This is a genomic window from Adhaeribacter sp. (assembly GCF_057359045.1).
Genome location: NZ_JBMQUD010000006.1, coordinates 81,493 through 94,842, shown reverse-complemented (window position 1 = coordinate 94,842; position 13,350 = coordinate 81,493). Strand labels below are relative to the sequence as shown.

Annotated in this window: 10 protein-coding genes; 3 read left to right on the top strand and 7 right to left on the bottom strand. The window is 44.5% G+C overall.

The genetic code is table 11. The annotated features are described in order from the left end of the window. Positions 1-491 (top strand): T9SS type A sorting domain-containing protein (locus ACO1R6_RS01530; RefSeq protein WP_486261701.1); only part of this gene is annotated, 491 nt, incomplete at its 5' end. Between the two features lie 108 nt (positions 492-599). Here the strand turns inward: ACO1R6_RS01530 and ACO1R6_RS01525 are convergent. Then, the gene (locus ACO1R6_RS01525; RefSeq protein ID WP_486261700.1) at positions 600-3,587 is read right to left on the bottom strand and encodes a M16 family metallopeptidase; all 2,988 of its coding nucleotides are present in this window, start codon (positions 3,585-3,587) and stop codon (positions 600-602) included. A 93-nt stretch (positions 3,588-3,680) separates the two neighbouring features. Continuing rightward, positions 3,681-4,568, bottom strand: coding sequence for a TolB family protein (locus ACO1R6_RS01520; RefSeq protein ID WP_486261699.1), 888 nt, complete (start codon positions 4,566-4,568; stop codon positions 3,681-3,683). A 236-nt stretch (positions 4,569-4,804) separates the two neighbouring features. On the opposite strand from ACO1R6_RS01520, the gene ACO1R6_RS01515 reads away from it, so the two are divergent. Then, positions 4,805-5,752: an aldo/keto reductase gene (locus tag ACO1R6_RS01515; protein ID WP_486261698.1), complete on the top strand. Its 948-nt coding sequence runs from the start codon at positions 4,805-4,807 to the stop codon at positions 5,750-5,752. Between the two features lie 201 nt (positions 5,753-5,953). Then, a complete protein-coding gene (locus ACO1R6_RS01510; protein WP_486261697.1) occupies positions 5,954-6,628 on the top strand; it encodes a metallophosphoesterase family protein in 675 nt (224 codons plus the stop codon). 72 nt (positions 6,629-6,700) lie between these two features. Here the strand turns inward: ACO1R6_RS01510 and ACO1R6_RS01505 are convergent, their stop codons facing one another. From ACO1R6_RS01505 to ACO1R6_RS01485, 5 genes are all read right to left on the bottom strand, one after another. Beyond that, positions 6,701-7,612, bottom strand: a complete 912-nt coding sequence (locus ACO1R6_RS01505) for a transglutaminase-like domain-containing protein (RefSeq protein WP_486261696.1) — start codon at positions 7,610-7,612, stop codon at positions 6,701-6,703. A gap of 26 nt (positions 7,613-7,638) precedes the next feature. Further along, positions 7,639-8,586: an alpha-E domain-containing protein gene (locus ACO1R6_RS01500; protein ID WP_486261695.1), complete on the bottom strand. Its 948-nt coding sequence runs from the start codon at positions 8,584-8,586 to the stop codon at positions 7,639-7,641. A 162-nt stretch (positions 8,587-8,748) separates the two neighbouring features. Beyond that, complete coding sequence (locus tag ACO1R6_RS01495) at positions 8,749-10,230, bottom strand: circularly permuted type 2 ATP-grasp protein (RefSeq protein ID WP_486261694.1); 1,482 nt, start codon at positions 10,228-10,230, stop codon at positions 8,749-8,751. 340 nt (positions 10,231-10,570) lie between these two features. After that, positions 10,571-11,254, bottom strand: a complete 684-nt coding sequence (locus ACO1R6_RS01490; RefSeq protein WP_486261693.1) for a potassium channel family protein — start codon at positions 11,252-11,254, stop codon at positions 10,571-10,573. Between the two features lie 107 nt (positions 11,255-11,361). Beyond that, on the bottom strand, positions 11,362-13,185 hold the full coding sequence (locus ACO1R6_RS01485; RefSeq protein WP_486261692.1) for a TrkH family potassium uptake protein: 1,824 nt from the start codon (positions 13,183-13,185) through the stop codon (positions 11,362-11,364). Positions 13,186-13,350 lie beyond the last annotated feature (165 nt).

Genomic DNA, 13,350 nt, shown 5'->3' with positions numbered 1-13,350 from the left:
CGGCCATGGAAAAGATGAACAGCGGCTTCCAGATAGAAGTATCGCAAGATGCCAAAAACTACCGGAATTTAGCCTTTGTACCAACCAAGAACGGCAACACTACGGCTAAACAGGTATACGCCTTCCACGACAAAGAAAACGGCAAGTACGGCACCCGTTACTACCGCATCAAACAAATGGATGCAGACGGCAAATCCGAATACTTTGGACCGAAAGCTGTACAGATGGATGAATTAGTAGACCAGATTGTTGCTTATCCGAATCCGTTCAGCAGCCAGGTAAACCTGGATATTAATGCCGAAGCGGCCGGTAACATGCACGTGCTAGTAACCAATGCGGTAGGAGCCAAAGTACTGGAGCGCACCCTTACCGTGCAGAAAGGCAGCAACAAAGCCCAACTGCAGCTGAATGCCAACTTGCCGCTGGGGATGTACATTGTTACTACCCGACTAAACGGCAAAACCACCCACATTAAACTACTTAAACAATAACAAGCTTTATTAGGGTTAAAGCTGATATTCTCAGAATAATCTTACACAAAAAAGCCCTTGTAAGTTTTACAAGGGCTTTTTTGATAAATCTGTTTAAACTTTTAATTATTAAAACGTCCGGATAACAGCGGGGCCGGTTTTCTCTTTGTTTGCGGCTTTCTTTTTATCTTTTTTAGATTTTTTATCGTCCATCGGCAAAGGCACTACTTTAGTTTCGGCCGGAATGGAGGAGGTTTGCTTTAAATGATTTCCTTCGGCATCTAACTCCATTACTTCGTAGCCCAGTTTTTCTAGGCCAGGCTTAATTAAAGCTTTATCGCCCACCAGCGTAATGTGCATTTTTTCGGCAGGCAGGTATTTCTTGGCCAAAGCATTTATTTCTTCTTTGGTAATGTTCTGCAAGATTTCGTTCTGCCGCTTCACATAATCTTTATCTAGGTTATAGCGCAAAATATTGTTCAGGAAGGCTGCTTTCTGAAAGGCCGTTTCGTAAGAACGGGCCTCGCTCTGGCCCATGGCACTTTTCACAAAAGCCAGTTCCTCATCGGTAATGCCTTCGTCGCGCATACGCTTAATTTCTTTCATAAACTCTACTACCGAGCTATCCGAAGAATTGGCCCGAACGCCCGCCGAAGCGGTAAAAGGACCCACATATTCGGTGCCGGAAAAACCGGACCGCGCGCCGTAGGTAAATCCTTTGTCTTCGCGCAAATTCATGTTTATGCGGCTGCTAAAGGCCCCGCCCAGCATGTAGTTCATGATGCGGAGTTTGTAGTAATCGCCGGTAGCATCGTAGGGCAAGGCCATGTAACCAATGCGTATTTCAGATTGCGCTGCTTTTTCCTTATCTACAATAAATATTTTCGTCTTATCAATGCTGGCGGTTTTGGTATCGGCGGGAATTTGGACCGGTTTGGCTTCCCATTTTTTCAGGAAAGCCAGTTTGGGTATTATTTTGTTTTCTTCGGTATCGCCCACCACCACTAGATTGGTTACCGACGGCGAAAAATTATCGGCATAAAACTTTTTCACGTCGTCTACAGAAATATTGTTTACACTGGCCGTAGTACCCGATACCGGCACCGCCATGATATTACCTTCGCCGTAAAGCAGTTTGTTGTACACATTATTGGCTACTACCGTAGGTTGGGTGCTTTGGTTCGCAATGGCTTCCAAGCGCTGCTTTTTCAGCCGGTCAAAATCATCCTGGGCAAATTTGGGGCGGAACATTCGCTCTTCTAACAAGGCCAAAGTTGCATCCAGGTTTTTAACTAAAGATTGAACCGAAACCGTCATTTCGTCGGCATCGCTGCCAAAACTAATAGAGCTACCCAGCTTTTCTAACTGACTACTGATTTCCTCGGCGGAATATTTTTCGGAATCTTCGTTGAGCAAAGCCGCCGTAAGCGAAGCGATACCGGCTTTAGAAGGGTCTTTGGCTTCGAGGCGGTGACCGCCTTTAACCGAGAACAACATAGTGATGGTCGGAATCTCGTCGTTTTTGGTACCAATTACTTTAATGCCATTTTCTATTTTGTCGGTCCAGAACGGCGGCACTTTTACCACTGGGTTCGCTCCGGCGGCCGGGCGTTTGCTGCGGTCGAAGTTGTCTTTGGCTTTTATATATTTCAGGCCAGCGTACTGGTCGGCGGGAGCTTTGTAACCAACAGCGTTTACCTTAAAATTATCGGCGTGGACAATAGCCTCAGTTTTGCCTTTAGGCACCACACTTAATATAACGGCGCTTTTACCTTTAATATATTGGTTATATACCCGCATTACATCGGCTTTGGTTAAGCCCTGAATCAACTTAAGTTCGCGCGGCAATTGGTTGGGGTTACCGGTAAAAGTTTGGTGCGCCGCCAATTGCGATACTTTACCCGAAACACTGGCCAAGCGGTAAATAGCACTAGCCTCGGAAGAAGATTTAAAGCGGGTTAAGGCATCATCGGTAACGCCGGTTTTTTCAAATTCCAGAAAAGCGGCCCGTACTTCTTTTTCCATGTCGGCCAAGGTTTGGGTTGGGAAAGTCATAACCGATACCGAAAACTGCCCGGCCAGTTCGGCGCTGTAGTTGCTGGCACTGGCGCTAGTCGCTTTCTGGGTTTTAATCAGGTTTTTGTACAGGATAGAATTTTTACCGCTGCCCAAAATATCGCTTAAACAATCCAGGGCTATTTCATCGGGGTGGTAAGCCGGCACCGTAGGGTAGGTAAGCTGCACCAGCGGGAACCGCACATTATCTTCGTAGGAAATATAACGGTTTTGGGTTAATACTGGCGCTGGCAGGTCCATATCTTTTACTTCGGGGCCGCGCGGAATAGAACCAAAATATTTCTCGGCCAATTTAAGTACCTGCTGGGGTGTTACATCGCCGCCCACGGTTAAGGTAGCATTATTGGGGCCGTACCAGCGTAAAAAGAAGTTTTTTAAGTCTTGTAAAGTACCGCGGTTCAGGTCTTCGAGGTAGCCGATGGTAGTCCAGGAATACGGGTGTCCGTACGGATAAAGCGCCTGGGCAGTTTTTTCGCTCACCAAGCCGTAAGGGCGATTGTCGTAATTCTGCCCGCGCTCATTTTTTACAGTAGAGCGTTGATTTTCGAACTTGCGCTGCGTTACCGCGTCCAGCAAAAAGCCCATCCGGTCGGCTTCGAGCCACAAGGCCGTTTCGAGTTGGTTGCTGGGAATGGTTTCGTAATAATTGGTGCGGTCGCGGTTGGTAGAGCCGTTAAGGGTACCGCCGGCTTCCGATACAATTTTAAAATGCTCGTCGTCGGCTACGTGGTCGGAGCCCTGGAACATCATGTGCTCAAAAAAGTGCGCAAAACCCGATTTACCTACTTCTTCGCGCGCCGATCCAACGTGGTACGTCACATCTACGTGCACAATCGGGTCGGAGTGGTCTTCGTGTACAATCACCGTCAGGCCGTTGGGCAATACGTATTTCTCATAAGGTATTACCAGTTCGCTGCCTTTGCGGGTAATTTTTTCTACTTGTTTGGTTTGGGTAGTTTTCTGGTTCTTCTGGGCTTGTCCGGCTAGCGGCAAAGCTATTACCGCACTACCCAACAGCAATAATTTAATATTTTTAAACATGAATACTGTATCTTAGAATTATAGGGCTTGATTAAATTAATTGTATAAAGCTTATTAAAGTTCAGGGATAGACTAAATAAATATAGATATTGGCTAATTAACTCCTACAAAAGCCAATTGCTTGCCTTTGGCATCCAGCGCCAAACGGGTAATATTTTTTAGGCCGGTAATGGTAAAATCGGCAATTTCTTCCCAATCTTTAGATTGCTGCGGTTTATATCGGTAAAGTTTGGGACCTTGGGCCATTATAATCCAACCGTTGGCCGTCCAGATAAAGTCTTCGGCACCGGGCAAGGTTTTAACCAGCGTAATTATTTGCCGGGTGCGCAAATCTAATTGTTTAATTTCCCACGCATCGCCATTTTCTTTACTTACAAAACTTAGCGCATTTTTACCCGGTACTTTGTGCAGCGACCGGCCAATATTGGCTGCTAATGGCTCCGATAAATTTCCGGCGGTAGTAGCCAAATGCAAGGTGTGCGGCTCGCCCAACATAAAAACGGCCAGGCTATCGGGGGTTAACCAGCAAAAATACCCGACTTTACGTTCGTTGCTAAACAAACGCGCCGGCTCCTGACTACCTTTTAACGGAAACTGCCAGATTTGCTGTTCCTCGCCCCGCACCACCGAAATATTTCTTTTATCGGGCGTAATGGTGGGCGAATATTCCCCTTCGGGAGAGCTAGTCAACTGGGTAAGCCGGTTCTTTTTGATGGTGTAGGCATAAATATCGGTGGCCGGTATGTCGCGGATAGAAGTGAATAAAATGGTTTTATTATCGGGGGTAAAAGCCGGCTGATTGTCGTAGCCGGGGCGCTGGGTAATATTTTGGGGCTGACCTATCTGCCACACGCTTTTCTTTTGTTTTACCCGGCACAAATAAATTTCGGTTTCGGGTAAGGTTTGGGCCAACGTTACCGGCCCAAAGAAAAATGACAAAAGAACAAACAGGCTAACTAAACTAATAATATTTTTTTTCATGCATGAGTACAGCAAAACGCCGTATTTATTTACCAAAGATAATTATAAAACTTAGTCTTTTACGGCTGACTTGACGGGCTTAAATTAACTAACAGAAGATAAAGCAGGTTAATTGATACCGGATCATTTAGTTAACTAAGTAATTTAAGTAATTGGGTTTATTGGGCAAAACAAACCCTGCTCCGGCCGGGTGCGTAGCTAAATATAATATTCCCGGAACGTATAATATTACATTTATGGTACGCCCGCATTTTACTCGCCGCAATATGCTGCGCCTGACTGCTAAAGTTGGGGCACTGGCTTGTTTTGGGCCTATTTTTAATACCCTTGCAATGAACGCTACGGATAAATCAAGTTTAATTAAACGGGCTATTCCTAAAACCGGTGAATTGCTTCCGGTGGTGGGTTTGGGCACCTGGCAAACCTTTGATGTAGGTCCTTCGCCGGTAAGCCGCGCCCAGGTTAAAGAAGTTTTGCGGTTATTTGCCGAAATGGGTGGCACTTTGGTAGATTCGTCGCCGATGTACGGCCGCTCCGAAGAAGTAGTAGGCGATTTAAGCGTTGACCTGAAACTGCAAAAAAAGCTTTTTATGGCTACTAAAGTCTGGACGCAGGGCGAGCAGGCGGGTATTAAACAAATGGGAACCTCGATGCAGGAAATGCAAGCCAACCCCATCGACCTGATGCAAATCCATAACCTCGTAGACTGGCGGACGCACCTGAAAACTTTACGCAGCTGGAAAGAAGAAAAGCGCATCCGGTACCTGGGCATTACGCATTACCTCACAAGTGCTTTCGACGATTTGGCTCGTATAATCCAGACCGAGCCCATCGATTTTGTACAGCTTAATTATAATATTACCACCCACGAGGCTGCTAATAAATTATTACCTTTGGCCGCCGATAAAGGTGTAGCGGTAATTGTGAACCGGCCTTTCGAGAGTGGTGCTTTGTTTAGCGCCGTTAAAGATAAACCACTGCCCGCCTGGGCCCGCGATTTTGATTGTAATAGTTGGGGGCAGTTTTTCCTGAAATATATCTTGGGGCATCCGGCCATTACCTGCGTTATTCCGGCCACCGCCAAACCCAAACATCTTACCGATAACATGCAGGCTGGCTACGGCCGTTTACCCGATGCGGTCACCCGAAAAAAAATGGAAGAATTTATTCAGAAGCTAAGTTAAAACGGCACTATTAAATAATTAATACCAACACAATCAGGTGTATACACGCTAACCCGCAGGAGTACCCTGTACTTTAATAAAAAACTCTATAAAATTTCTAAGAAAATAAAAAATTATAAATTTGGTTAAAATATATCCTGTTACTTTTACTAAACTATAGTTATTTTATTCATTAAGATTATCTTATTTTAAAACTTTACTTTGAGTCGTTACGCCATTTCTGACATCCACGGGTGCAATAAAACTTTCCGATACCTGGTAGAAAAGGTTCTTAAATTACAACCCACCGACGAATTATACCTGCTGGGTGATTACATAGACCGCGGGCCCGATACCAAGGGCGTTCTGGATTTTATTATATATATGCAGGAAAGTGGCTACCAGGTTACTACCCTTATGGGCAACCACGAAGACATGATGTTGCAGGCCACCGAAGGCCGCGAATACGAAAAACATTGGTACCGCAACGGCGGGCAACAAACCATGGCCAGCTTTGGCGAAAAAAAACTAAAGGCCATTCCGGAAAAATATTGGCATTTTTTGCACCAGCTCGATTTTTACGTAGAACTGGAAGATTATTTACTCGTGCACGCCGGTTTTGATTTTGATTCTGCCCATCCGTTTCAGAACCACGCGGCCATGCTCTGGATCCGCGATTTCAGAACCGATGCCCACTATACCAAAAACAAAACCATTGTCCACGGGCACACCCCTATTCCGCTCTCCGAAATTGAAATAACGGCTGCCAACAAAGCAAATAAAGTTATAAATATTGATGGCGGCTGCGTGTTTGACTTGCAGTTAGGGCACCTTACCGCCCTGGACCTGGATACCCGCCAGATACACGCCGTTAGTTACCTCGAAGAAGAAGATTAAGACCGGCTTGCGCACAGTAGTAAAGGCAATATTTTAGCGCTGGTAGCCTTAAATAATCTGCAGGGGAGTGGCTTACTGCCTCGCAAAGTAGATATTATTGCGTGCTTCTGGCACCATGCCGGGCAAAAAATTTACCGGAGTAGGCGTTACTAATACTTTATACTCGGTACGGTTAGAGCCGTTGGTTTTCAGGATTCCTTTAATGGGGCTACAATCGCTATAATCTACGCCGTGGGCCGTTTTAAGGTGGTTGGCATTAGCTACTAAATTATTTGTCGGGTCAAAGCCAAACCAGCCGTGTCCCGGCACAAAACCTTCGGCCCAGGCGTGCATAACCGCCGTACCCAATAAATTATCGCCCTGGTTTAAATACCCCGAAACGTAGCGGCACGGAATACGGTTATGGCGCGCCATAGAAATAAATAAATGCGCATAGTCCTGGCAAACGCCTTTTTTTAGTTCCAGCACTTCAGAGGCATTGGTATGCACATCAGTAGGGTCAGGATCGTATACCAGCAAGTCGTAAATATATTGTTTCAGCTCCCACAAATAATTATATATTGTCTGGTCGGGCCGTTTCTTTAATATTAAAGGATGGTACTGTTGGGCAATAGCGGTGTAATTACCAAATTCTAAGAACAGGTGGTGGTCGATGTAAAATTCACGGGTGGCCAGTATGGCTTCTTCTTCGGCCAGCGTAGTTTGTAAAGGGCCAATAATTTTAGGCGGCGCTTTTAACACGGTAGCTTTCATCGAAAACTCCAAATCGGTAAAAGGCTTTACTGCCCGGAAACAATCGCGCTGAAAGCCAAAGGTATTTTTGTGGTGATAAACATCTACGCCCAAAGAGTTAAAAAAAGTTAATTGGGTAATGGTTTGGGTAGCATCCGGGCAAGGCGACACTAAAAATTCGAACAAAGCTTCGGTTACCGGCGCTTCGTAGGTATTATGGGTATGGTAAACAATATTATATTCTGTAAGCATGGTTTTGCAGCCACCGTTTGGCCTGTTTAAAACGATAAATATTTTTCTTCGAGCAAGCCCGCCAGGTTATATATTTTATCGATGGTTTTGCCTAAAAACTCAATGGTATTTTCTTCTACTTCTTCTACGGTAAGGAACTGAAACTGCGTAGCTATTTTACCAATTTTAAAGTTTATAGAGCCTTTGCCTTTTTCTTCCTGAAAAGCAATATCATGAATATTTTGCTGTACTACATTTAAGTTAAAAGCAACAGACTTGGGAAAAGCCGGGTTAAATAACAGAAAGTCCAACGTGTTGCGCCTAAATGGGTTGGTTTTAAAAAAGCGTTTATACATGTCGAAAGACTCGGCACTTTTAAGCAACATAGTCCATTGGTAATTTTGTACGGGGCCACCGCGTTTAGCGGCATCTATTTTTTCAATGTCGTTTAATTTGGTCTGGATTATTTTGGCTACTAATGCGGCCCGCTCCAAGTGTATGCCCAAGGAAATAAGCATCCACTCTTCGTTACGGATAAGGGTATTGGCAATATAACCTTTTATTACGGCACTGTTTACCTCTACCAACTGAGAAAAGTTAAAAGCGCCTTCTTGCTGTAATTTATCGGCGCTGTAATTATTTACGGTATGGTAAAAGCGGTTAATAGCTTCCCAGAGTTCCATCGAAATACAATCGCGAGTGCCACGGGCATTTTCCCGGATATACCCCACATTGGCCAGCACCGAATACGGATTCTGCTCATCCAGGGTAAGAAAATATAGCACCTGGTCTTCGTGCAGTTGTTTGTATTTCTGGCAGTAATCGTCGTAAGAGCCTACCATATCCAGAATAGATTTAAGCACAAAGCTTTTACTCTGAGCCAGCGGCGCATCTAACGACGACACATAATGCACTTTGGTATACCGCGCAATGTGCTCGGCCCGCTCCAGGTACCGCCCCATCCAGAATAAACTATTACCAATTCTTGATAACATATATTGGTTTTAAGTAAGTAGTAAGTAATTAGTAGGAAGACTTAAGGCTCGGGGCAAATTTTTATGATTAATATTTTAATAAAACCATTAATTAATTTAACCGAACACAAGCCCTATATTTTCAAATCAGCCCATTAGCACATTAACTAATTAGCCCATTAACTAATCGGCTAACACCCAGGTATCTTTAGAGCCGCCCCCCTGCGAAGAGTTTACAATTAAGCTGCCGCGCTTAAGCGCTACCCGCGATAGGCCGCCTTTTAAAACAAATTGTTTGTCTTTACCCAATAAGGTGTAGGTGCGCAAATCTATGTGGCGGGGCTCAAATTTATTTTCGTCTTCGATGTACGTAGCGTGCACTGACAATGCCATAATGGGTTGGGCAATATATTTGCGCCGATTAGTAGCTATAATGCGTTTAAATTCTTCGCGTTGCTCTCTGGTAGAGGCGCTGCCCACCAGAATACCGTATCCGCCCGATTCATCGACGGGTTTTACCACCAGTTCTTCCATGTGTTCCAGCACGTATTTATAATCGCTGTCGAGTTCGCAACGGTAGGTATGCACGTTTTTCAGGATAGCTTCTTCGCCCAAATAATATTTAATAATATCGGGCACGTAGCTGTACACGGCTTTGTCGTCGGCGGCGCCGGTGCCGGGGGCATTAAGCAACGTAACATTTCCTTCGCGGTAAGCACCCATTATGCCTGGCACACCCAACATCGATTCCGGGTTAAAGGCCAGCGGATCCAGAAAAGCATCGTCTAAGCGCCGGTAAATAACATCAACCTTGCGGGGACCATAAATGGTTTTCATGTAAACCTGGTTTTTGTCTACAAACAAATCCCGGCCTTCTACCAGCGGTATACCCATGTTCAGGGCCAGAAAAGAATGCTCGTAATACGCCGAATTGTAAGCCCCCGGGGTTAAAACCACGCAGGTTGGCTCATCTACGCCGTCGGGGGCTACAGATTGCATCATCGATAGCAAATGTTGCGGGTAATCTTGTACCGAACTTACGTTGTGTTTCCGGAACAAATTAAACAAGGTGCGTTTCATGGCTTCGCGGTTCGATAGCACGTAACTTACGCCCGACGGACACCGCACATTATCTTCGAGCACGTAATATTCTCCGTCGCTGTGTTTTATTAAATCGGTACCCGAAATATGGTTGTAAATATTCCCGACCGGATTAACATCCAGCATGGCTTTGTGGTAATTATTAGAGCTAAAAATTAATTCGGGCGGCACCACACCATCCTTTAATATTTTCTTTTTATGGTAGATGTCGTAAATAAACATGTTAATGGCCACATTGCGCTGAATAACGCCCTGCTCCAGCCGGTTCCATTCCTGGGCCGGAATAATTCGCGGGAATAAATCAAAAGGAAAAATGCGTTCTACGCCGCGCCTTTTATCGGAATAAACCGCAAACGTTACACCCTGGTTAAAAAAGGAAACCTTGGCGTGCTCGTTTAGCTCTTTAAAATCTTCCGGCGAAAATTGTTTAAACTGATCTAAAATCAGATTATAATGCGGTACATGATCGCCTTCGGGGTTAAATACTTCATCCAGCAGTGCCGGATTTAAGCTATAATTACCAAATACACCATTGTTATTTCCTAATAGCCGGACATCATCCATACACCCTTAAATTTTAAACCTTATTCCGGATTAACTTACAAAAAGTTATACCAATAGCCAATTATTTTAACGGCATAATTTAATTTTTAGTTAATTTATTTAAAATATTACCTAGAATTTACCTGTTTCATTACATTTATAAAAATATACTCATAGGCCTTAAAATACATTTAAAGCTATTCTTATACCTCTGCTGGAGTTCGTTTTTAGAAAATAATGCTTTAGAAACTTAGTTATAACTCTAAGTATGCGGCGAGAATTTACTTAATATATTAGCAGCGCTTTGCAGCGGGGCCAGGCACCTAATAATTGTACCGGTTGCCGGTGGGTTAAGCGAGGCTTATTCCTCTTTCAGCAAGCGTTCAATATCTTTTATCCGGCCAAACAATACCATTATATCACCTTCTTTAAAAGTAGTATCGGCCGATACCACGCCTATTACCCGCCGGGAATTGCTGTTGCTCCAGAGCTTTATGCCCTCCTGCAAACGCAGCAAGGTAAGTACGTTTACATTAAATTCGTTCCGGATATTAGATTCGGAGATGCTGCGGCCTACGTACCGGGCCGGCACGGTGGCTTCTATAATATTGTAGTCGTCGGTTAGGTCAAAAGAATCGATAACCCCCTTCATTTCCAGCCTTTTGGCCAAGCGTTCGGCAGCTTCCTGCTCCGGGCGCACAATCTGGTCGATGCCAATGGCTTCGAGCACTTTCTGGTGAATTGGAGAAATAGCCCGGCCAATAATGCGTTTTACGTTGAGTTGCTTAAACAAGGCGGTGGTCATAACGGAGGCCCCAAATTCTTCGCCAATACCCACTACCACCACGTCGGTTTCTTTTAAGGGTAAAGTATGCAGGGCTTGTTGGTCGGTGGAGTCGAGGCAAATGGTATGGGTAATATGGTTTTTGTAGGTATCTACTTTGGCCATATTTTTATCAATGGCAATTACTTCGTGCCCCATGGCGGTGAGTTCCATAGCCAGCGTAGAGCCAAAATTACCTAATCCAATAACAATGTATTTCATAAATATTGCGCTTTAAAGCAAAATTATACACGTAAGCAAGCTATATTTTGCCGTTATCTATTTGCCCGCTTCGTCCACAGATAACCGCCGCCGGCTTCATCGTTTTATTAGCTGATAATAATATTTTCGGCGGGGTAGCGGTAATGTTTGGCTTTGGCCTGCCCAATTAAACCCAATACAAATGTAATTACCCCTACCCGGCCCAAAAACATGGTGAGCATAATAATCACTTTGCTGTAGGCATTTAGTTCGGGGGTAAGGCCCAGGGTAAGGCCAACCGTACTAAACGCCGAAAACACCTCGAAAGCCACCGCCTGTAAATCGTGGCGCGAATCGAACAGGGAAATCAGAAATACGTTGAGTCCAATAATCATAAAGGACAGGAATATTACGCCAAAAGCTCTTTTTACCGATTCGTTAGGCACTTCCCGCTGCATTATTTCTAACCGTTCGCGGCCTTTGCCAATATTAATTACATTCATGAAGGCAATAGCAATGGTAGTGGTTTTTATACCGCCACCCGTAGAGGCCGGCGAGGCCCCTATCCACATAAGCAATAAATAAATTAATACGGTGGGTGTGGTTAGGGCGGCCATGTTAAAGGTATTAAACCCTGCGGTGCGGGGCGTAACCGCGCCAAAGAAAGCCGTTACCAGTTTACCGTAAAAACTATGTTCCTGCAAGGCGTAGTTGTATTCGGTCAGGCCAAACAGCAAGGTGCCCATCCCCAATAAAATAGCCGTAGTAATAAGTACAATTTTAGAATTGAGCAAAAGCAACCGCGGGGCATGGCGGAAATCTTTGCGCCGCGACACGCGGTAGTAAGAACTCTGACTCTTGTGTTGCAGGTACTTGTATACGTTAAATATTACCGGAAACCCAATACCGCCCAAGATAATTAACCCGCAAATAACCAACTGCAAGTTGTAATTATACCGGATCCGGATATCGTAAAGGCCATCGGTTAAAGTAGAGAAACCGGCGTTGCAAAACGCTGAAATGGCATGAAAAATAGCAAAGCTCCATTGGTCGCCGGTTTGATTGGGATAAAGCTGGTTATCCATGCTCATAAAAATAAAGCCCGCTCCTATTGCCTCAATGGTTAATGTAACGGCAACTATTTTTATAATGGTCCGGAAGGTTTGCCCCAGGTGCTCTTCGTTTACCATGCTTTGCAAAAACAACTGGTTCTGGAAAGTGCTGTTGCGCTGAAAAAGCAAGGCGATAAAACTGGTAAACGTCATAATACCTAAGCCCCCCAACTGAATCAGGAGCAATATTATTTTTTTACCGAAGGGCGTAAAAACGGTAGCCGTATCTACTACGGTTAAGCCGGTAACACATACGGCGCTGGTAGCGGTAAAAAAAGCATCCAGAATATGAATGGGTTGGTGCGTTGCGCGCGGTAAAAGCAGCAAGCCGGCGCCGGCCACAATTAAAAAAAGAAAGCTGTATATAAACAGCAAGGCCGGACTAAAAGTAAGCCGGTATAGTCCAATATTTTGCCGGGAAAGCTGTACAATTAAAATATAAACAAATACTAACCGGGTAAATAAAGCACTGTTAAAAAAGGTAATCCAGCCGATATCGGCAAAAAAACTGTGGCGCATAAAAAAGCGCATGCACAGGGCCAGAAAAAAAAATATTAGTATGGCTATTTCTAAGGTGCGCTCCCGGGTAATATTTTTAAAATTAAAAAGCGCAAAAAAACGCCCGGCCAGTATTATAAAAAAAATAACGACCAGATAAGAATTTACCCGGTGAATAGCCCGCTCGGTTTCCAGGTTGTAGGTAAACCCCAAATCATAGATCATGATTAAAAAAGCGAGTAAACTCAGGAAAAAGGCAACCCGATCGGCAACTTTAGATACTTGCTTCCGGAACCGAAGCAAATTTTGTTTTCTCTGTTTAAAGCGTTGCGCAATTCCCATGTTTTGTTTAAGCCAAGCTGGCTGGTAACCCGATAGTAGCGGCTTATTTTAAATATTTAAGTTAAGCAAGTGTACAAAATTAGATTAAAGAATCCGCCCGTATCCTGCTGGAAGTTGCCGGCAAGTTACCTATAAGTAAACCAGAAGATTCTTGCCAGCATAACG